Annotated in this window: 18 protein-coding genes; 9 read left to right on the top strand and 9 right to left on the bottom strand. The window is 68.7% G+C overall.

Features of this window, described 5'->3' with window-relative positions:
* Nucleotides 1-34 precede the first annotated feature (34 nt).
* The 6 genes from murJ (at nucleotide 35) to trxA (ending at nucleotide 7,389) form a co-directional block, all read left to right on the top strand.
* Nucleotides 35-2,401: a murein biosynthesis integral membrane protein MurJ gene (murJ, locus tag ACWGJ5_RS08550; RefSeq protein WP_453308996.1), complete on the top strand. Its 2,367-nt coding sequence runs from the start codon at nucleotides 35-37 to the stop codon at nucleotides 2,399-2,401.
* A gap of 118 nt (nucleotides 2,402-2,519) precedes the next feature.
* Nucleotides 2,520-4,238 carry a protein kinase family protein gene (locus ACWGJ5_RS08545; RefSeq protein WP_453308995.1) on the top strand — a complete coding sequence of 573 codons (1,719 nt, stop codon included), beginning with the start codon at nucleotides 2,520-2,522 and terminating at the stop codon, nucleotides 4,236-4,238.
* A 26-nt stretch (nucleotides 4,239-4,264) separates the two neighbouring features.
* On the top strand, nucleotides 4,265-4,990 hold the full coding sequence (gene sigM / locus ACWGJ5_RS08540) for an RNA polymerase sigma factor SigM (protein ID WP_453308994.1): 726 nt from the start codon (nucleotides 4,265-4,267) through the stop codon (nucleotides 4,988-4,990).
* On the top strand, nucleotides 4,987-5,871 hold the full coding sequence (locus tag ACWGJ5_RS08535) for a hypothetical protein (RefSeq protein ID WP_453308993.1): 885 nt from the start codon (nucleotides 4,987-4,989) through the stop codon (nucleotides 5,869-5,871). The genes sigM and ACWGJ5_RS08535 overlap by 4 nt, the downstream gene beginning before the upstream one ends.
* A 161-nt stretch (nucleotides 5,872-6,032) precedes the next feature.
* The gene (trxB, locus tag ACWGJ5_RS08530) at nucleotides 6,033-7,004 is read left to right on the top strand and encodes a thioredoxin-disulfide reductase (RefSeq protein ID WP_453308992.1); all 972 of its coding nucleotides are present in this window, start codon (nucleotides 6,033-6,035) and stop codon (nucleotides 7,002-7,004) included.
* 52 nt (nucleotides 7,005-7,056) lie between these two features.
* Nucleotides 7,057-7,389, top strand: a complete 333-nt coding sequence (trxA, locus tag ACWGJ5_RS08525; protein ID WP_228621656.1) for a thioredoxin — start codon at nucleotides 7,057-7,059, stop codon at nucleotides 7,387-7,389.
* Nucleotides 7,390-7,518: 129 nt separating this feature from the next.
* Here the strand turns inward: trxA and ACWGJ5_RS08520 are convergent, their stop codons facing one another.
* The 9 genes from ACWGJ5_RS08520 to rpmH form a co-directional block, all read right to left on the bottom strand.
* A complete protein-coding gene (locus ACWGJ5_RS08520; protein ID WP_453308991.1) occupies nucleotides 7,519-8,136 on the bottom strand; it encodes a GNAT family N-acetyltransferase in 618 nt (205 codons plus the stop codon).
* Nucleotides 8,137-8,465: 329 nt separating this feature from the next.
* Nucleotides 8,466-9,563: a ParB/RepB/Spo0J family partition protein gene (locus tag ACWGJ5_RS08515; protein WP_453308990.1), complete on the bottom strand. Its 1,098-nt coding sequence runs from the start codon at nucleotides 9,561-9,563 to the stop codon at nucleotides 8,466-8,468.
* Nucleotides 9,560-10,633 (bottom strand): ParA family protein, encoded by a 1,074-nt coding sequence (locus ACWGJ5_RS08510; RefSeq protein ID WP_453309173.1) that lies wholly within the window; start codon nucleotides 10,631-10,633, stop codon nucleotides 9,560-9,562. Before ACWGJ5_RS08510 ends, ACWGJ5_RS08515 begins: the two co-directional genes overlap by 4 nt.
* Before the next feature lie 369 nt (nucleotides 10,634-11,002).
* On the bottom strand, nucleotides 11,003-11,719 hold the full coding sequence (rsmG, locus tag ACWGJ5_RS08505) for a 16S rRNA (guanine(527)-N(7))-methyltransferase RsmG (RefSeq protein WP_228621653.1): 717 nt from the start codon (nucleotides 11,717-11,719) through the stop codon (nucleotides 11,003-11,005).
* Between the two features lie 117 nt (nucleotides 11,720-11,836).
* A complete protein-coding gene (locus tag ACWGJ5_RS08500; protein WP_453308989.1) occupies nucleotides 11,837-12,349 on the bottom strand; it encodes a Jag family protein in 513 nt (170 codons plus the stop codon).
* 15 nt (nucleotides 12,350-12,364) lie between these two features.
* Nucleotides 12,365-13,645, bottom strand: a complete 1,281-nt coding sequence (gene yidC / locus ACWGJ5_RS08495; protein ID WP_453308988.1) for a membrane protein insertase YidC — start codon at nucleotides 13,643-13,645, stop codon at nucleotides 12,365-12,367.
* A 3-nt stretch (nucleotides 13,646-13,648) separates the two neighbouring features.
* The gene (gene yidD / locus ACWGJ5_RS08490) at nucleotides 13,649-14,023 is read right to left on the bottom strand and encodes a membrane protein insertion efficiency factor YidD (RefSeq protein ID WP_228621650.1); all 375 of its coding nucleotides are present in this window, start codon (nucleotides 14,021-14,023) and stop codon (nucleotides 13,649-13,651) included.
* Nucleotides 14,020-14,391 (bottom strand): ribonuclease P protein component, encoded by a 372-nt coding sequence (rnpA, locus tag ACWGJ5_RS08485; protein WP_079048889.1) that lies wholly within the window; start codon nucleotides 14,389-14,391, stop codon nucleotides 14,020-14,022. Before rnpA ends, yidD begins: the two co-directional genes overlap by 4 nt.
* Nucleotides 14,392-14,412: 21 nt before the next feature.
* The gene (gene rpmH / locus ACWGJ5_RS08480; RefSeq protein WP_003956500.1) at nucleotides 14,413-14,550 is read right to left on the bottom strand and encodes a 50S ribosomal protein L34; all 138 of its coding nucleotides are present in this window, start codon (nucleotides 14,548-14,550) and stop codon (nucleotides 14,413-14,415) included.
* Between the two features lie 396 nt (nucleotides 14,551-14,946).
* Between rpmH and dnaA the strand changes: the two genes are divergently transcribed.
* The 3 genes from dnaA to gnd all read left to right on the top strand — a co-directional run bounded on the left by dnaA (nucleotide 14,947) and on the right by gnd (nucleotide 20,216).
* Nucleotides 14,947-16,956 (top strand): chromosomal replication initiator protein DnaA, encoded by a 2,010-nt coding sequence (gene dnaA, locus ACWGJ5_RS08475; RefSeq protein WP_453308987.1) that lies wholly within the window; start codon nucleotides 14,947-14,949, stop codon nucleotides 16,954-16,956.
* A gap of 1,043 nt (nucleotides 16,957-17,999) precedes the next feature.
* Entirely contained in the window at nucleotides 18,000-19,130 is a 1,131-nt protein-coding gene (gene dnaN / locus ACWGJ5_RS08470; RefSeq protein ID WP_228621647.1) for a DNA polymerase III subunit beta, read from the top strand.
* Nucleotides 19,131-19,340: 210 nt separating this feature from the next.
* The gene (gene gnd / locus ACWGJ5_RS08465) at nucleotides 19,341-20,216 is read left to right on the top strand and encodes a phosphogluconate dehydrogenase (NAD(+)-dependent, decarboxylating) (protein ID WP_453308986.1); all 876 of its coding nucleotides are present in this window, start codon (nucleotides 19,341-19,343) and stop codon (nucleotides 20,214-20,216) included.
* The last annotated feature ends 27 nt before the right edge of the window (nucleotides 20,217-20,243 follow it).

Below are 20,243 nucleotides of genomic sequence, written 5' to 3'. Positions count from 1 at the left end.
GCCGGTGGGCCAGGGACGATGAGGTGGGGTAAGCATGAACGCGCCGTACGACGGTGATCGCGGCCAGGGCGCGGCCGGCTCGGGCTACCCCGAGACGCCGCCGGAGCCCGGTCAGGTGCCGCCGCAGCAAGCGGCCGACATGTACCTCCAGGATGCCTACGACCAGGACCCCTACCGGGGGCACGACCTCGCCGCCCAGGACCCGGTCGCCGAGGCGCTCTACGACCGCGCCGCGCACCCGCCGCCCCCTCAGGGCAGCCACGGGCAGCAGCCGCTCTACGGACAGCCCGCCCAGTCGCCGTACGCGCCCGACCCGCGGGTGTGGGCACAGACGCCGGCGCCGGAGCCGGAGGGCGGGACCCCGTACCTGCCGTACGGCGACGACCCGCGCACGACACAGTACGTGGGCGTGGACGACCTGGTCGCGCACTCGGGCGAGGAGTACCACGAACCGGACGCCTTCGCTCATCTCTTCAAGGACCAGCAGCAGAGCGGCGGGCACGCGCCCATGGATCCGCCCGGCTACTCCCAGCCGGCCACCGCTCCGGGCACCGGCTACGATCCCGCCGGCCAGTACCGGCCGGCGCCCGGCCAGGGCCCCCAGCAGGGCAACCCGTACGCCGCGGCCTCCTACCCGGCTGCCCCGGGGAACCCGGCGCAGCCGCCCGTGCCCGCTCCGGCCGCAGCGCCGGATCCCGCCGGGCCGTACAGGGATGCGGAACCCGAGCCGGCAGCGGCTTCCGCAGCCTCCGCCGCACCCGCGAAGAAGGGCGGCAAGGCAACCGGGCTGCTGAAGTCCAGTGCCGTGATGGCGGCGGGCACGATGGTCTCCCGCCTCACCGGCTTCGTCCGCTCGGCGCTGATCGTCTCGGCGCTCGGCCTCGGCTTTCTCGGCGACTCCTTCCAGGTCGCCTACCAGCTGCCGACGATGATCTACATCCTCACCGTCGGTGGTGGCCTCAACTCCGTCTTCGTGCCGCAGCTGGTACGGGCGATGAAGGAGGACGACGACGGCGGCGAGGCCTTCGCCAACCGTCTGCTGACCCTGGTGATGGTGGCCCTGGCCGCGCTGACCGCCCTCGCGATGTTCGCGGCGCCGCTGCTGGTGCGCATGCTGTCCAACCCGGTCGCCTCCAACCCCGCGGCCAATGACGTGGCGGTCACCTTCACCCGCTACTTCCTGCCCTCGATCTTCTTCATGGGCATCCATGTGGTGATGGGCCAGATCCTCAACGCCCGCGGGAAGTTCGGCGCGATGATGTGGACACCGGTCCTGAACAACATCGTCATCATCGTGACGCTCGGCATGTTCATCTGGGTCTACGGCACCGCCGCCAACTCCCACATGACCGTCACGAACATCCCGCCGGAGGGCCAGCGCCTGCTCGGCATCGGTGTGCTGCTCGGTCTGGTCGTCCAGGCGCTGGCGATGATCCCGTACCTGCGCGAGACGGGCTTCCGGATCCGGCTGCGGTTCGACTGGCGCGGCCACGGCCTGGGCAAGGCCGCGATGCTCGCCAAGTGGACGGTCCTGTTCGTGCTCGCCAACCAGGCCGGCGCCATGATCGTCACCCAGCTGTCCACGGCGGCCGCCAAGGACTCCGGCATCGCGGGCACCGGCTTCGCCGCCTACGCCAACGCCCAGCTGATCTGGGGCCTGCCGCAGGCCATCATCACGGTGTCCCTCATGGCCGCTCTGCTGCCGCGCATCTCGCGCTCGGCCGCCGAGGGCGACGGCGGCGCGGTCCGTGACGACATCTCCCAGGGCCTGCGGACCACGGCCGTGGCCATCGTCCCCATCGCCTTCGGGTTCCTGGCGCTCGGCATCCCGATGTGCACGCTGATCTTCGGCTCCTCGGGCACCAGCGAGGCCACGAACATGGGCTACATGCTGATGGCCTTCGCCCTCGGCCTGATCCCGTACTCGGTGCAGTACGTCGTGCTGCGCGCCTTCTACGCCTACGAAGACACCCGCACGCCCTTCTACAACACCGTCATCGTCGCCGCCGTCAACGCGGGCGCCTCGGCGCTCTGCTACTTCCTGCTGCCCGCCCGCTGGGCGGTGGCCGGCATGGCGGCCGCGTACGGCGTGGCCTACGCGATCGGTGTGGGTGTCGCCTGGCGCCGGCTGCGCAAGCGGCTCGGCGGTGACCTGGACGGCGCCCGGGTGATGCGGACGTACGCGCGTCTGTGCATCGCCTCGGTGCCGGCGGCCCTGCTCAGCGGCGCGGCCTGCTACGGCATCGGGCACACCCTCGGCCAGGGCGTCATCGGCTCCTTCGCGGCCCTGATCGCCGGCGGGGCCGTACTGCTTGGCATCTTCTTCGTCGCCGCCCGCCGGATGCGCATCGAGGAACTCAACTCGCTCGTGGGCATGGTCCGCGGGCGTCTGGGCCGCTGAGGCGGGGGTAGGCGCACAACCATCGTCCGCCGTCGTGTGTCGTGCATAGCGGCGGACTGTGGGCACAATTGGTTTCGGCGTCGGACAGCGTGCAACGGATGGGGAGGCAGGGACGACGGTGGCGGAACGGAGCACGGCTGCCGTCGACGTGGCAGACAACAGCGGTGAGCAGCCGCTGACCGCCAAGGCGGACCAGTCCACGGCCGACGGGGTGGCCATGAACCCGGAGCGGGACACGGACAGCGAAAAGGCGCAGGGGAGCGTGAGCAAGGATTCCGGGCAGAAGGCCTCGCCTCCGGAACTGCACAGTGGTCACAAGCTCGCCAGACGCTACCGACTGGAGGAGTGCGTCACCCGTCTGGACGGATTCAGCAGCTGGCGTGCGGTCGACGAGAAACTCCGCCGTGCCGTCGGCGTCCACATCCTGCCCGCGGAGCACGTACGGGCCCGTTCCGTCCTCGCGGCCGCCCGTTCTTCCGCGCTGCTCGGCGACCCCCGTTTCGTCCAGGTCCTCGACGCCGTCGAGGAGAACGACCTCGTGTACGTCGTGCACGAGTGGCTGCCCGACGCCACCGAGCTGACCACGCTCCTCACGAACGGCCCGCTGGAACCGCACGACGCCTACCAGATGGCCAGTCAGGTCGCCTCGGCCATGGCCGCCGCGCACCGCGAGGGCCTCGCTCATCTCCGGCTCAACCCCAACGCCGTGCTGCGCGCCTCGACCGGTCAGTGGCGCATCCGGGGCCTCGCCGTGAACGCCGCGCTGCGCGGCATCAGCTCCGACACCCCTCAGCGCACCGACACCGAGGCAATCGGCGCCCTGCTGTACGCGGCGCTGACCCAGCGCTGGCCGTACGAGAGCGACGCGTACGGCCTGTCCGGACTTCCCAAGGGCGTCGGCCTCATCGCTCCGGACCAGGTGCGGGCCGGTATCCACCGGGGCCTGTCCGAACTGGCCATGCGTGCACTCGTCAACGACGGTGCCACCGCCTCCCGTCACGAGGCCCCGTGCACCACGCCGGAGGAGCTGGTGAAGGCGATCGGCGAGATGCCGCGCATCCGCCCGCCCGAGCCGGCGTTCACGGCCCCGCCGGAGTACCAGCGCACGACCTACCAGCAGGGCACGTACGGCCGCCCGGCGCCGCGTCCCGGCGCCACCCAGCCGCTCACGACTCCGCCGCCCCCGCTGCAGAGCCGTACCGGCAAGGCCCTGAAGTGGGCGGTCTCGGCGCTTCTCATCGCCGCCCTGGGCCTGGGCAGCTGGCAGTTGGCGGACGCCCTGATGGGCCAGGGCGGCAAGTCCGACGACACCAACAGAAGCCAGACGACAGGTGACGGCGACAAGGGCGCCGCGAACCACAAGCCGACGGCGATAAAGATCCAGGGAAGCCAGGAGTTCATCGCCGAGGGAGACGCCCAGCACCCGGGCGACGTCCAGAAGACCTATGACGGCGACCCCTCGTCGTACTGGCGGACCAGGAGCTTCAACGAGGGACCGGCCATCGCTCCGCTCAAGCCGGGCGTCGGCATCGTCTACGACCTCGGCTCGCCCACGAGACTCGGCACTGCCACCCTCGACATGCGTTACGGCGGGGACCACACGACCGTCGAGCTGTACGCGGCCGACTCCCTGACACCGCCGTCGCTGGACTCGATGCAGCAGCTCGGTAAGGTCACGACGACGACCAATACCGCTACCGTGAAGGTCACCAAGTCGGTGAAGACGCGGTATGTCCTCGTCTGGCTGACGGCCGTGCCGAAATCGGGGTATGACTCCACGCTGTACGCCGGCGCCGGCTACAAGCAGGCCATCGGCGAAGTGAAGTTCACGGGCTGACGTCTCACCCGGACCGGAGGGGGCAGATGGCGGAGGGCGCCGGATACGACGGAGCGAGCGACAAGGATCTGCTCGCCCGCCATGTGGAAGGCGACCGCGATGCCTTCAGCGAGATCGTGCGGCGGCATCGGGATCGGCTCTGGGCGGTCGCGCTGCGGACGCTGGGGGACCGCGAGGAAGCCGCCGACGCGGTCCAGGACGCCCTGGTGTCGGCCTACCGGGCCGCCCATACCTTCCGGGGCCAGTCGGCCGTCACGACCTGGCTGCACCGAATCACGGTGAACGCCTGCCTGGACCGCGCCCGCAAAGCGGCCTCACGGAAGACCTCTCCCGTCGACGACACGGAACGGCTGGAGCAGCTGCTGGAGCCGCACGAGTCGGCCTCGGCCCCGGCCGAGCGGAACGACGTCCAGCGCCAGCTCCTCGAAGCGCTCGGCACCCTCCCGCACGACCAGAGGGCCGCGCTGGTCCTCGTGGACATGCAGGGGTATCCGGTGGCCGAGGCCGCCAGGATTCTCGACGTGCCGACGGGCACGGTGAAGAGCCGGTGCGCCCGGGGCAGAGCGAGACTGCTGCCTCTGCTCACCCATCTACGGCCCGAAGGTTCAGGAAGCGGAAAAGAACCCGGCGAGGGACGGAACCGGGTGGAGGGGACATCCGTCCCACCTGCAACGGGGTCTCCGAGCGAGGGCCCCGAGGGCACGGGACCGAGCGATTCAGCCGTAGTGAAGGGCGGAGGTGGGCGAGCGTGACTTCGACGACAGACACGGCCGGGCACCCGGACGTCGAAGAGATCTCCGACCTCACCGAAGGCCTTCTGTCTCCTGGCCGCAGCGCGGACATACAGCGCCACCTGGAGACCTGTGAGCTGTGCGCGGACGTCCATAGCTCGTTGGAGGAGATCCGAGGGCTGCTGGGATCCGCATCGACAGCGGTTCGCATGCCTGCCGACGTGACCGGCCGGATCGATGCCGCGCTTGCCGCCGAGGCGTTGCTCAGCGCATCCGGAGAGGAAAGCGCGAGCCATGTTTCACGTGAAACATCGGCTGCGACCGATCGTCCGGCGGGGCGCCCCCGTGCGGCGACCGGGCCAGGGCGGAAGAAGAACGCGCGCAGCCGCCGCAGGACCATCGTTCTCGGCAGTGTCCTGACCGCGGCCGTGCTGGGAGCCGGGGCAGTGGTGCTCCAGGTGTTCGACAGGGGTCCATCGACCATGACGGCTCATGGCAAGCCGAGCCCGTCCATCAGCGCCTTCTCCGGTGCCAGTGTCCAAAGCCAGGTGCAGGACCTGCTGGCTTCCAAGAAGGGCACCCAGCGGGGACACACCAGTCAGCGACCGCGGTCCGGCACCGACTCCGGGCAGAACACCCCAGGAACCACGGAGAGCGCGAACACGCTGATTCAGACGGAGGTTCCGGTACCCGACTGTGTCCGGCGGGCGATCTCCGAGGGTGACCGCGCCCTGGCCTCGAAGGTAGGCACCTACGCCGGGAAGAGCGCCTATCTCGTCGTCCTGCCCGATAGCCATGACGGTGCCCAGGTCACGGCCTATGTCGTCGACGCGGCCTGCGTGCGTCAAGATCCCACATCTGCGGGCAAGGTCCTGGCGAAAGAGTCCTATCCCCGTCCCTGAACCTACCGGCCACCGCGGTCGCTCCGTCAGTTGCCCTGGCGCATGCGTGTGCCCCGACACACCGGGAATGCGGGCCCCGTAGGATCCGTTGGGTGGGGTGAGAGCCCGGAAACGGGCTCCCACCGGTCGACCGACGTAGACCAGAGACGAGGAATCAAGCCGTGAGCGACGTCCGTAACGTGATCATCATCGGCTCCGGGCCCGCAGGCTATACGGCGGCGCTCTACACGGCGCGCGCGTCGCTGAAGCCCCTGGTGTTCGAGGGAGCCGTCACCGCCGGTGGCGCGTTGATGAACACCACCGAGGTCGAGAACTTCCCGGGCTTCCGCGACGGCATCATGGGTCCCGAGCTCATGGACAACATGCGGGCGCAGGCCGAGCGCTTCGGCGCCGAGCTCGTCCCGGACGATGTCGTCTCCGTCGAGCTCACGGGTGAGATCAAGACCGTCACCGACACCGCAGGCACGGTCCACAAGGCGAAGGCCGTCATCGTCACCACCGGTTCCCAGCACCGCAAGCTCGGTCTGCCGAACGAGGACGCCCTGTCCGGTCGCGGTGTCTCCTGGTGCGCGACCTGCGACGGGTTCTTCTTCAAGGACCAGGACATCGCCGTGATCGGCGGTGGTGACACCGCGATGGAGGAGGCCACCTTCCTCTCGCGGTTCGCCAAGTCCGTGACGATCGTCCACCGCAGGGACACGCTGCGCGCCTCCAAGGCGATGCAGGAACGCGCCTTCGGCGACCCGAAGATCAAGTTCGTGTGGGACAGCGAAGTCGCCGAGGTCCAGGGCGAGCAGAAGCTCTCCGGTCTGAAGCTGCGCAACGTCAAGACCGGCGAACTGTCGGAGCTGCCCGTGACCGGTCTGTTCATCGCGATCGGCCACGACCCGCGCACCGAGCTGTTCAAGGGTCAGCTGGACCTGGACGAGGAGGGCTACCTGAAGGTCGCCTCCCCGACCACCCGCACCAATGTGACCGGTGTCTTCGCCGCCGGCGACGTGGTCGACCACACCTACCGTCAGGCGATCACCGCGGCCGGAACCGGCTGCTCCGCCGCCCTGGACGCCGAGCGCTTCCTCGCCGCGCTCGCGGACGAGGACAAGGCGGAGCCCGAGAAGACCGCCGCTGTCTGACCTTCCCCTTCCCCTCCCCGCCTCACCGCACGACCGAGTTAAGGAGCCCGCTGTGGCCGGCACCCTGAAGAATGTGACCGACGCTTCCTTCGAGCAGGACGTCCTCAAGAACGACAAGCCCGTCCTGGTGGACTTCTGGGCCGCCTGGTGCGGTCCGTGCCGTCAGATCGCCCCGTCCCTGGAGGCGATTGCTGCGGAGTACGGCGACAAGATCGAGATCGTCAAGCTGAACATCGACGAGAACCCGGATACGGCCGCCAAGTACGGCGTCATGTCCATCCCGACCCTGAACGTCTACCAGGGCGGCGAGGTCGCCAAGACCATCGTCGGTGCCAAGCCGAAGGCTGCGATCGTTCGCGACCTCGAGGAGTTCATCGCCGAGTAAGGCGAAGAACCGAGCGGTGCTGTCCGAGCGACGGCGCATGTTTCACGTGAAACACGAATGGGCCAACCCTTGAGGGTTGGCCCATTCGTATGCAGTCCCCAGCGGATGCCGACTCCTGTGACGGCGTTCCTACAACGGCCTCAGCGCCGGTTCCTTCTGAACCGCTCCGAGGAGCCGGTCGAGAGCCATCTCCACGTCTTCCTTCCAGGAGAGCGTCGACCGCAGCTCCAGCCTGAGCCGGGGGTGCGTGGGATGCTGCCGGACCGTCTTGAAGCCCACGGCCAGAAGGTGATCCGCCGGCAGAAGGCAGGCGGGTTCCTTCCAGCGGGCGTCACCGAAGGCCTCGATCGCTTTGAAGCCTCGGCGCAGCAGATCCTTGGCGACCGCCTGCACGAGCACGCGCCCCAGCCCCTGCCCCTGGTAACCGGGCATGATGAACGCCGTCATCAACTGCACGGCGTCCGGCGAGATGGGACTCGTGGGGAAGGCCGTCGAGCGCGGGACATAGGCCGGAGGGGCGTAGAGAACGAAGCCCACCGGTACGTCGTCGACGTACACCACCCGGCCGCACGATCCCCAGTCCAGCAGGACGGCGGAGATCCAGGCTTCCTTCTCCAGTGCCGAGGTCCCCGCCCTTACGGCTGCTTCTCCGCTGACCGGGTCCAGCTCCCAGAAGACACACGACCGACAGCGTTGGGGAAGGTCCTGAAGGTTGTCCAGCGTGAGCGGCACGAGCCGACGCCCCATGAAGGCTGTTCCTCGCTTCCTTCGCCCGCCGCATCACGAGCGGCTGCCAGAGCGCTTCGCTCCCTGAGCAAGCTGCCGACGAATCCGCCGACCGCTCCAAGGCTCAGGCCCGCGCTCACCAGTCCGGTGCGGCTCATCGATCGCATGGCCCCCATCTCCCCACTCAGAGATGCAGTTGCTGTCCGGTGGATGCGCCATACCCGTTCGCATCGTATCCACGATGCGATTCACTCGATAGCGCCTCAAAGCAAAGAGCGGGCCGTGTTCCGGTGCACACCAGACACGGCCCGCTCTTGATACGGCATACAGCCGAGTGGGTCGGGCCAGGATCAGTCGTCCTGGTCGTCCGTCGCGTCCTGAAGCTCCTGCGGCAGCACCGGCCCCTCGCCCGGAGCGAGCGTGCTCAGAATCCGCCGGAGATCGTCCACCGAGGCGAACTCGACGGTGATCTTCCCCTTCTTCTGGCCGAGGTCGACCTTCACCCTTGTCTCGAAGCGGTCCGACAGGCGGGTCGCCAGCTCGTTCAGGGCCGGGGAGAGCCGAGAGCCGGCACGCGGCCCCTTGGGACGCTGAGGCTTCTGGGGCCGCGAACCCATGAGGGTCACGATCTCCTCGACGGCTCGCACCGAGAGCCCCTCGGCCACGATGCGGTGAGCCAGCCGGTCCTGCTCCTCGGAGTCCTCGATGGACAACAGTGCCCGGGCGTGCCCGGCGGACAGGACACCGGCAGCCACGCGCTTCTGGACGGCCGGCGAGAGCTTCAGCAGACGGAGTGTGTTGGAGACCTGGGGCCGAGAGCGCCCGATCCGGTCGGCCAGCTGGTCGTGCGTGCAGTTGAAGTCCTTCAGCAGCTGGTCGTAGGCGGCCGCCTCTTCCAGCGGGTTCAGCTGCGCACGGTGCAGGTTCTCCAGCAGCGCGTCCAGGAGGAGCTTCTCGTCCTCCGTGGCCCGGACGATCGCCGGGATGGCCTCAAGGCCGGCCTCGCGGCAGGCCCGCCAGCGGCGCTCGCCCATGATCAGCTCATAGCGGGCGGGCCCCAGCTGCCGTACGACGACAGGCTGGAGGAGACCGACCTCCCTGATCGAGGTGACCAGCTCCTGAAGCGCGTCCTCGTCGAAGACATCACGCGGCTGGCGCGGGTTGGGCGAGATCGCGTCGAGAGGAATCTCGGCGAAGTGCGCGCCCATAGGAGGAGCCGGGGCCTCCACGACGGGGCCCGCCGCGGGCTCCTCGGTTTCATGTGAAACAGGCGGCAGCGTAGCCACCTTCGCCGCGGCAACCCCGCGGTCGGTCGTCAGCACCGGGACGGCTGCGGGGGAAGCGGAGGCACCGCCCCCCAGCGCGGCCGGAGCCGGGGTCTTCTCCGTCGGGGCAGCGGGGATCAGTGCGCCGAGACCACGTCCCAGCCCCCTCCGTCGCTCACTCACTGGATCCCCTCCACCATGCTTGGATCGTTCTGGACGCCGATGTGGGCCTGGCTCGCGTCATAGCTGATGCCGATGCCCTTCAGCGCGATTTCTCGGGCCGCCTCAAGATACGAGAGGGCACCGCTCGATCCAGGATCGTAAGTCAGCACCGTCTGCCCGTAACTCGGCGCCTCGGAGATACGGACCGAGCGGGGAATGCTTGTCCGCAGCACCTCGTCGCCGAAGTGGGTGCGCACCTCTTCCGCGACCTGGGAAGCGAGACGCGTCCGGCCGTCGTACATGGTGAGCAGGATGGTCGACACATGCAGCGTGGGGTTGAGGTGCCCCCGCACCAGGTCGACGTTGCGCAGCAGCTGCCCCAGGCCCTCGAGTGCGTAGTACTCGCACTGGATCGGGATGAGGACCTCCTGGCCCGCCACCAGCGCGTTGACCGTCAACAGGCCGAGCGAGGGCGGGCAGTCGATGAGGATGTAGTCCAGCGGCTGTTCGTATGCCTGGATCGCCCGCTGCAGTCGGCTCTCACGGGCCACCAAGGACACCAACTCGATCTCCGCACCGGCGAGATCGATGGTGGCGGGGGCACAGAAGAGACCCTCCACGTCGGGGACCGGCTGGACGACCTCGGCGAGAGGCTTGCTCTCCACCAACACGTCGTAGATCGAGGGGACGTCTGCGTGGTGGTCGATCCCGAGGGCGGTGGACGCGTTGCCCTGCGGGTCGAGGTCGATCACCAGGACCCGGCCGCCATGCAGAGCCAGCGAAGCAGCAAGGTTGACGGTGGTCGTCGTCTTGCCCACGCCGCCCTTCTGGTTGGCGACCACGATGACTCTGGTCTGCTCCGGCCGTGGCAGGCCTTCGCCGGCGCGGCCCAGAGCCTCTACCGCCAGTTGGGCCGCACGACCGATCGGAGTGTCGTCCATCGGAGGCGGTGTTTCACGTGAAACATCCGCCCCCATCGACTCGGTACGGGGACCGGGGACCGGATCGGTCATCGGTCCCGCGATGTTGGCGTCGGACCGCAAGGATTCACTCTCCTCGACTTCAGGCTCGCAATGAACAGAGCCTCCCATGTCTTCGGGGTCGTGAACCAGTGAGGCCTGGTGTTCTGTGGAGAAATCCACCTCTGTGGACAACTCCGTGCCCCTGGAGAGGGGCGGAGTACCCCGTGACAGGGATGGAGTTCCCTGGGGAACGGGATCCTCGCCCAGGGAACCGAGGGGCTTGCGGTCGCGAGGTTCGGCCGCAGCGCGGCCGCGACTGATGATGCCGTGGAGCAGTGAGCGACGTTTCACGTGAAACACGATGCACAGCAGCGGCGACCGGACCTTCGCGACACTCCGGCCTGCGTAGGTTTGGCAGCTTGTGTGGAGTACGTCTCGTCGTCAGGACGGATCAGAGCCGCCCCCTTCTCCGACCCATGCCCCTGCTGCTACTCCTGCTCAGCGGCGACGGCGGACCCGACCCGTCCGGGCCGCCTTGGCGCGCTTGGCCGCGAACCGCACACCACCCGGGCTCTCCCCGACCTCGACCCGCACCACGGTGGACATGGGGTCCACGATGCCCTCACCCACATGCAGGATCGACGTCTCCACCGCGCCCAGCTTACTGAGAGCCGTGGCAGCGGCCTTCAGCTCCTCCTCGGCGGTGTCACCCTTCAGCGCGAGCATCTCGCCATAGGGACGCAGCAGCGGGATGCCCCAGGTGGCCAGTCGGTCCAGCGGGGCCACGGCCCGCGCGGTCACCACATGGACCGGCGGCAGCTTGCCCAGGACCTCCTCGGCGCGGCCCCGCACCACGGTGACGTGATCCAGGCCGAGCAGCTCGACGACCTCGGTGAGGAAATTGGTGCGCCGCAGCAGCGGCTCCAGCAGTGTGATGTTGAGGTCGTTCCGGACCAGCGCCAGCGGGATGCCGGGCAGGCCGGCGCCGGAGCCGACATCGCAGACCGTCACTCCCTCGGGGACGGCCTCGGAGAGCACCGCGCAGTTCAGCAGATGCCGCTCCCACAGGCGGGGCACTTCCCGCGGGCCGATCAGGCCACGCTGTACGCCCGCCTCGGCGAGCAGCTCCGCGTAGCGGACCGCATCGGCGAAGCGATCACCAAACACTTCCCGCGCCTGCTCGGGCGCGGGGGGAAGCTCCGCTGCCTCCGTCACGGGGACCGTCCTTCCGTACAGCGCCGGTGCTTCGCGCACCGGCCACCAGAACTACCAGGCTGACAAAGTTCGGCCCCGTCTGCTCAACAGACGGGGCCGGTGAAACGTGGGGGCCGATCAGGCGGGCAGTACGACGACGAACCGCTGCGGCTCCTCGCCCTCGGACTCGCTGCTCAGTCCCGCGGCCTTGACCGCGTCGTGCACGACCTTGCGCTCGAACGGGGTCATCGGCTTGAGCTTGACGGGCTCGCCGGTGTTCTTCGCCTCAGCGGCGGCCTTGGCACCGATCTCGGACAGCTCCGCCCGCTTCTTGGCCCGGTAACCCGCGATGTCGAGCATGAGCCGACTGCGGTCGCCGGTCTCCCGGTGCACGGCCAGGCGCGTCAGCTCCTGCAGTGCCTCCAGCACCTCGCCGTCCCGGCCGACCAGCTTGTGCAGGTCACGGCCGCCGGTGTCGCTGATGATCGACACGGAGGCGCGGTCGGCCTCGACGTCCATGTCGATGTCGCCGTCGAGGTCGGCGATGTCCAGCAGACCCTCCAGGTAGTCCGCCGCGATCTCACCCTCCTGCTCCAGGCGGGTCAGGGCGTCTGCCCCCTCGGCAGCGGCGGAGGTGGTGCCTTCCGTCACGGGATGGGCTCCTTCTTACTTCTTGGACGGGGACTTGGGCCGCTGCGGGCCACCCTTGCGCTGGCCGGACTGGGCCTTGCTGCGGGTGCCGGAGCCGGGCTTCTGGGCCTGCTGGGCAGCGGCGGGCTTGGCGTCCTGCGGCTCGTCGGACTTCTCCAGCGAGGTGGACCCGCCCGCTTGCTTGGGCCCGCCGGACTGACGCTGGGACTTGGACTGGCGCTTGGGCTGCTGGCGCCGGGCCGCGGTGCCGGTGCCGGCCTCGGTGGTGGTCTCCACGCCGTCCGCGGTCTGCGTCGCGGCCTGGGCCGTGCTCTTCACCACGGTGCCGTCGGCCTGGGCGGCCAGACCGGCCTTGTTCAGGGCGTTGACGAACTTGCGCTCGAACTCGTTGCGCTCGCGGCCCTTGGCGACGATCGCCTTGACGATGGTCTTCTCGCTGCGGCGGCGGACCTTGCCGACGTGCGTGACGTGCTTGGTCAGGCGCTCCAGGTAGGCGGCCTGGGCCTTGGAACCCGGGGTCGGGTTGTTGCGGATGACGTACATCTGCTGACCCATGGTCCACACGTTGGTGGTCAGCCAGTAGACGAGGACACCGACCGGGAAGTTGATACCGAAGACGGCGAACATGACCGGGAAGACGTACATCAGCATCTTCTGCTGCTGCATGAACGGCGTCTTCACCGTGGTGTCGACGTTCTTCGTCATCAGCTGTCGCTGCGTGTAGAACTGCGACGCCGACATCAGGACGATCATGATCGCGGTGACGACCCGGACATCGGTCAGCGTGGCGCCGAGCGCGGCGACCTTGTCCGCGCTGTCCGTGAACTTCGCCGCAAGCGGGGCGCCGAAGATGTGCGCCTTACGGGCGCTGGCGAGCAGCGACTCGTCGAGGACGCCGATCGTCTTGCCCGTCGCGATCGCGTTGAGCACGTGGTACAGGGCGAAGAAGAACGGAGACTGCGCCAGGATGGGAAGGCACGAGGAGAGCGGGTTGGTACCCGTCTCCTTGTACAGCTTCATCATCTCTTCGGACTGACGCTGCCGGTCGTTCTTGTAGCGCTCCTGGATCTTCTTCATCTCCGGCTGGAGCGTCTGCATCGCACGCGTCGACTTGATCTGCTTCACGAAGAGCGGGATCAGGCAGATGCGGATCAGGATCACCAGGGACACGATGGACAGGCCCCAGGCCCACCCGGTGTCGGCGCCGAAGATCGCGCCGTACATCTTGTGGAACTGGACGATGACCCATGAAACGGGTGTTGTGATGAAGCTGAAGAGGCTGGCAATCGTGTCCACTAATCATGCTCCTTGGGCATGGGACGAGGTCTCTGCGGCCGGGCTCGCAGGAAGCTCGGAAGACGGGCTCCCGGGCTTCGCTTCGGTGGCCGGTTCGGCGGCGGAGGGCCCGCCCTTGCGTGCGCGCCAGGCGTTGCGCAGCATTTCGTGCCACCGCGGGCGCTTGCGCGGCGGGACATGGTCCACACCACCCAGCGACCACGGATTGCACCGGAGGATGCGCCAGGCGGTGAGTGCCGTGCCCTTGATCGCACCATGCCGGTCGATGGCCGTGTAGCCGTAGTGGGAGCACGACGGGTAGTACTTGCACACCGGCCCCAGCAGTGGACTGATCGTCCACTGGTACAGCTTGATCAGAGCCAGCAGCGGGTACTTCATCGCGCGCCCCCTCCCAGCAGCCGCTGAACGGCGGCGTCCAGGTCTCGGGCCAGCTGTGCATGGTCTGCGTCGCCCGCTCCGGGCAGCGCTCGTACGACTACCAGGCTACCGGGGGGAAACAGGGCGACTCGGTCACGCATCAGATGACGCAGTCTGCGCTTCACTTTGTTGCGCACGACCGCGCCACCCACGGCCTTGCTGACGACGAAACCCGCACGCGTCGGGGGAGCGCTCTCCCCAGGCGCGTGCGGGTCCGTGGCACCGCTACGAAGGTGGACGACGAGAGTCGGGCGTCCTGCCCGGCGTCCTCGTCGGACCGCGGTCGCGAAGTCCTCGCGCCGCCTCAGCCGGTTCTCGGTGGGCAGCACGACGTCATGACCTGATCGGAATCAGGCGGACAGACGGGCGCGACCCTTGCTACGGCGGGACGCGAGAATCGCGCGGCCGGCACGGGTGCGCATACGCAGCCGGAAGCCGTGGGTCTTCGCGCGACGACGGTTGTTCGGCTGGAAGGTGCGCTTGCTCACTCGGGGGCTCCAGAAAGAAATCGGTAGTTGCGGGGTGCCGTCTTGGCTGTCACCGTGCGCCCACGAGTAGCTCGCGTCACGCCCGAGTGCACCGCTTCCCGATCACCTGACGTGACCTGTGCCCATCGGAGGCAGGCGGCAGCAGCCATCGACAACTCGACCTGGTTACGGTACGCGGGACGGCGCCATCCGGTCAAACCGAGGGTCACGGAGAGACACTATCCACAGGCTGGGGACAACAACTTGAACCGCACCCGCCGCGCTGACTACCGTGGCTGAACTCCGATTCGTTCTTTTGTCCCCCGCCCCGGCGGGTTTGACCCACCGACCACCCGAAGTACACCCCGACCCGTCTCGCGATCACACGTTCGTGGGACCTGTGAGAGAGCGTGCCCTGTGGCTGACGTACCCGCCGATCTTGCCGCAGTGTGGCCGCGAGTACTGGAGCAGCTCCTCGGGGAGGGCCGCGGACAGGGTGTCGAGGCGAAGGACGAGCACTGGATCCGGCGCTGCCAGCCGCTCGCGCTGGTCGCGGACACCGCCCTGCTCGCCGTACCGAACGAATTTGCGAAGGGCGTACTGGAGGGCCGTCTCGCGCCGGTCGTCAGCGAGACGCTGAGCCGCGAGTGCGGCCGCCCCATCCGTATCGCGATCACCGTGGACGACTCCGCGGGCGAGCCGCCCGCCCCCGCGGCGCCGGTGCAGCAGCCGCCCAAGCCACGCTACGAAGAGACCGAGCTGCCGTCCGGCCCGTCGTACGAGGAACGGCCGTACGAGGGCTACGGCCGCCATCGCGCCGCCGAGCAGCAGCCGGCCGAGCAGCAGCCCCGCGCCGACCAGCTGCCCACCGGCCGCGCGGACCAGCTGCCCGTCGTGCGCCCGGCGTACCCCTCCGAGTACCAGCGCCGTGAGCCCGGCGCCTGGCCGCGGCCCGCACAGGACGAGTACGGCTGGCAGCAGCCGCGGCTCGGCTTCCCCGAGCGCGACCCGTACGCGTCGCCGTCGTCCCAGGACGCCTACGGCTCCGGACCCGAGGGCTACGGCTCCGGCCCGGACACCTACGGCCCGCCGTCCTCGGACTACCGCTCGCAGGGCAGGGACCGGCCGTCGTACGAGCAGCAGCGCGGCGACTACGACAAACCCCGCGCCGACTACGACTCGGGGCGCTCTGACTACGAATCCGCGCGCCCCGAGTACGACCCGTCCCGCACCGAGTACGACCAGCGCGACCCCGTCCGCCGTGAGCTGCCCGAGCAGCCGGCGGTCGGCGGCCCCGCGCGTCGCGGCGGCCCCGGCCGCCCGGACCTGCCCACGAGCGGTACCACCGGACCGCTGGGCGCACAGCCCGCGCCGGCGAGCGGTCCCGGCGAGCCGACGGCCCGGCTGAACCCGAAGTACCTGTTCGACACGTTCGTGATCGGCGCCTCCAACCGGTTCGCTCACGCGGCCGCGGTCGCCGTCGCCGAGGCTCCCGCGAAGGCCTACAACCCCCTTTTCATCTACGGGGAGTCGGGGCTCGGCAAGACGCATCTGCTGCACGCCATCGGGCACTACGCGCGGAGCCTCTACCCGGGCACGCGCGTGCGGTACGTGAGCTCGGAGGAGTTCACCAACGAGTTCATCAACTCCATCCGCGACGGCAAGGGCGACAGCTTCCGCAAGCGCTACCGCGAGATGGACATCCTGCTCGTCGACGACATCCAGTTCCTCGCGGACAAGGAGTCGACGCAGGAGGAGTTCTTCCACACCTTCAACACGCTCCACAACGCGAACAAGCAGATCGTGCTCTCCTCCGACCGGCCGCCGAAGCAGCTGGTCACGCTGGAGGACCGGCTGCGGAACCGTTTCGAGTGGGGTCTGATCACAGACGTCCAGCCGCCCGAGCTGGAGACGCGTATCGCGATCCTGCGCAAGAAGGCGGTGCAGGAGCAGCTCAACGCCCCGCCGGAGGTGCTGGAGTTCATCGCCTCCCGGATCTCACGGAACATCCGTGAGCTGGAGGGCGCGCTGATCCGGGTGACGGCGTTCGCCTCGCTGAACCGGCAGCCGGTGGACCTCGGCCTGACCGAGATCGTCCTGAAGGACCTGATCCCCGGCGGCGAGGACAGCGCCCCGGAGATCACGGCCACGGCGATCATGGGGGCCACCGCCGACTACTTCGGGCTGACGGTGGAGGACCTGTGCGGCACCTCGCGCGGGCGCGCGCTGGTCACCGCGCGGCAGATCGCCATGTACCTGTGCAGGGAGCTGACCGATCTGTCGCTGCCGAAGATCGGGGCGCAGTTCGGCGGCCGTGACCACACCACCGTCATGCACGCCGACCGCAAGATCCGTGCGCTGATGGCCGAGCGGCGGTCCATCTACAACCAGGTGACCGAGCTGACGAACCGGATCAAGAACGGCTGACGGCGGCTGCGCCTGCCTGGCGCCGACATCGAGGGCGCCTTCGGGATACGACTCCCGAGGGCGCCCTTCGGCATGGTCGCCGCCCGCAGTGGCGGGTGCCTGGCGTGGGTGCCCGGTGCTGTGGCCGACCGGGGCTGGGGCGCTTGCCCGCGTCCGCGGGGTGACGCTGCGCCCACCCGTGCCCACGCGGCTGCGGGCAGTCGTGACGCCGGACCGGCACGGGTGGGCGCAGCCGCGTGGGCACGGCCGCTGGCTGTGGAGTGTTCCTCGTTCGCCGCCGGGTGTTCGATTAAGTGCCGGGTTACGGCCATCCTCCACAGATTCGCTGGGTTTCTTCCGTCCACATGCTGGGGACTGTGGAGTTGTCCCGAGCAGCGTCCACAGGGAGCCTGTCCATACGGCATTCGCCCAGCTCAGCTGCCTGTGGAATCGTGGACGAACGATCTCCACAGGCTGTGGACCGAGCGAAGATCCACAGCCTGTGTACGAAGTTTTCCACTGCCGACCCACAGGCTGGAGCCCGTTGTCCCCAGTGATCCCGGGCTTCTCCACATGGCTGTCCACTGTTCGGCAACGCGACGCACCCACTCACCGCGTCGAGTGAAAGCCGTCACACGAAGGTGCCGGATTGGGGTGTGGGAAACGTGGGTAAACCTGGGGACGCAGCTGGGGAGAACTGCCCTCGGGCTGTGGGCGGGGTGTGCAGAACTTTCTGTTCTCCACAGATGACCCCGGTTGTCCACCGCCGTCACCCACAGGCCCCGTGGACAAAATCTTGGCTCTGAGCTGGGAAAACGTGGTTATCCACGGTATCCACAGGCCCTACTACTACTCCCGACTAGAGAGAGCTCGGCAATCGTTTGGAAGCGGGGCCTGTGCACAACTCGCTGTCTCGTGCCCGGCTGCCTCCCGGAGCGACTTGACCCCGACGGGCACCTACTGTCAGTGCGGTGCGTCAGACTGGTCCCCGGTGTCCTTCCCTTCGCAGTGGGCGGTGACACCGAGTCGGAGGACTCAGTAGCAACAGCAGGAGGCGGCTTACGGTGAAGATCCGGGTGGAACGCGACGTACTCGCGGAGGCAGTGGCGTGGGCGGCACGCAGCCTCCCGGCCCGTCCGCCGGCGCCTGTCCTCGCCGGCCTCCTCCTCAAGGCCGAGGACGGCCAGCTGAGCCTGTCGAGCTTCGACTACGAGGTCTCCGCGCGCGTGTCCGTGGAAGCCGAGGTCGAGGAGGAGGGCACCGTCCTCGTCTCCGGCCGGCTGCTCGCCGACATCTCCCGCGCTCTCCCCAACCGGCCGGTGGAGATTTCCACAGACGGTGTACGGGCGACGGTGGTCTGTGGGTCCTCCCGGTTCACCCTGCACACCCTGCCTGTGGAGGAGTACCCGTCGCTGCCGCAGATGCCGAACGCCACGGGCACCGTCCCCGGCGAGGTCTTCGCGGCCGCCGTGTCCCAGGTGGCGATCGCCGCCGGCCGTGACGACACGCTGCCCGTCCTCACCGGTGTGCGCATCGAGATCGAGGGCGACACGGTCACCCTGGCCTCCACCGACCGCTACCGCTTCGCCGTCCGCGAGTTCCTGTGGAAGCCGGAGAACCCGGACGCCTCCGCGGTCGCCCTGGTCCCGGCCAAGACGCTCCTGGACACCGCCAAGTCGCTCGGCGCCGGTGACAGCGTGACCCTGGCGCTGTCCGGGTCGGGCGCGGGCGAGGGTCTGATCGGTTTCGAGGGCGCGGGTCGTCGTACGACCACCCGGCTGCTCGAGGGTGACCTGCCGAAGTACCGCACGCTGTTCCCGACCGAGTTCAACTCCGTTGCCGTGATCGAGACCGCGCCGTTCGTCGAGGCCGTCAAGCGTGTGGCGCTGGTGGCCGAGCGGAACACCCCGGTGCGCCTGAGCTTCGAGCAGGGCGTGCTGATCCTGGAGGCCGGGTCCAGCGACGACGCACAGGCTGTGGAAAGGGTCGACGCCCAGCTGGAAGGCGACGACATCTCCATCGCCTTCAACCCGACGTTCCTGCTGGACGGCCTGAGCGCGATCGACTCCCCGGTGGCTCAGCTGTCGTTCACGACCTCCACGAAGCCGGCGCTGCTCAGCGGGAAGCCAGCGGTGGATGCCGAGGCCGACGACGCGTACAAGTACCTGATCATGCCGGTGCGCCTCAGCGGCTGATTGTTTGTCCACAGCTGTGCACGGCGCCGGGTGCCTTTGTGGGTGCCCGGCACCCGGTGCCTGCGGCTCGGCAGCGTCTGTGGAAAAAGTACAGGTCGCAGGGCCTACGCATGAGCGCGTATGCCCACAACTGTGCGTGAAGAGGGCGGTTTAGGCTCGGCTCGGCACCAAGGTGCCTGTCCCGCCACAGCGACCTAAGGAACACAACTGATGGAGCTCGGTCTCGTCGGCCTCGGCAAGATGGGCGGCAACATGCGCGAGCGGATCCGCCGCGCGGGCCACACCGTCATCGGATACGACCGCAACGCGGACCTCGCGGATGTCCACAGCCTGGAAGAGCTTGTGGGCAAGCTCAGCGGACCGCGCGTGGTCTGGGTGATGGTCCCGGCCGGCGAGCCCACCCAGTCGACCGTCGACCAGCTGGCCGAGCTGCTGGAGCCCGGTGACGTGGTCGTGGACGGCGGAAACTCCCGCTGGACGGACGACGAGAAGCACGCCGGGGAACTGGCGGCCAAGGGCATAGGCTTCGTCGACTGCGGCGTCTCCGGCGGCGTCTGGGGCCTGGAGAACGGGTACGCGCTGATGTACGGCGGCGACGTCGAGCACGTCGCCAAGGTGCAGCCGGTCTTCGACGCGCTGAAGCCGGAGGGCGACTTCGGCTCGGTGCACGCCGGCAAGGTCGGCGCGGGCCACTTCGCGAAGATGGTCCACAACGGCATCGAGTACGCGATGATGCAGGCCTACGCCGAGGGCTGGGAGCTGCTGGAGAAGGTCGACTCCGTGGAGAACGTCCGCGAGGTCTTCCGCTCCTGGCAGGAGGGCACCGTCATCCGCTCCTGGCTGCTCGACCTCGCGGTCAACGCGCTGGACGACGACGAGCACCTGGAGGGCCTGCGCGGTTATGCACAGGACTCCGGTGAGGGACGCTGGACTGTGGAGGCCGCGATCGACAACGCGGTGCCGCTGCCGGCGATCACCGCGTCGCTGTTCGCGCGGTTCGCCTCCCGTCAGGAGGACTCGCCGCAGATGAAGATGATCGCCGCGCTGCGCAACCAGTTCGGCGGTCACGCCGTAGAGAAGAAGTAATCCACAGGGATCCACAGAGATCCACAG

The sequence above is a fragment of the Streptomyces sp. NPDC054783 genome (genome assembly GCF_053611725.1).
This window is presented reverse-complemented; position numbering and strand designations above follow the sequence as displayed.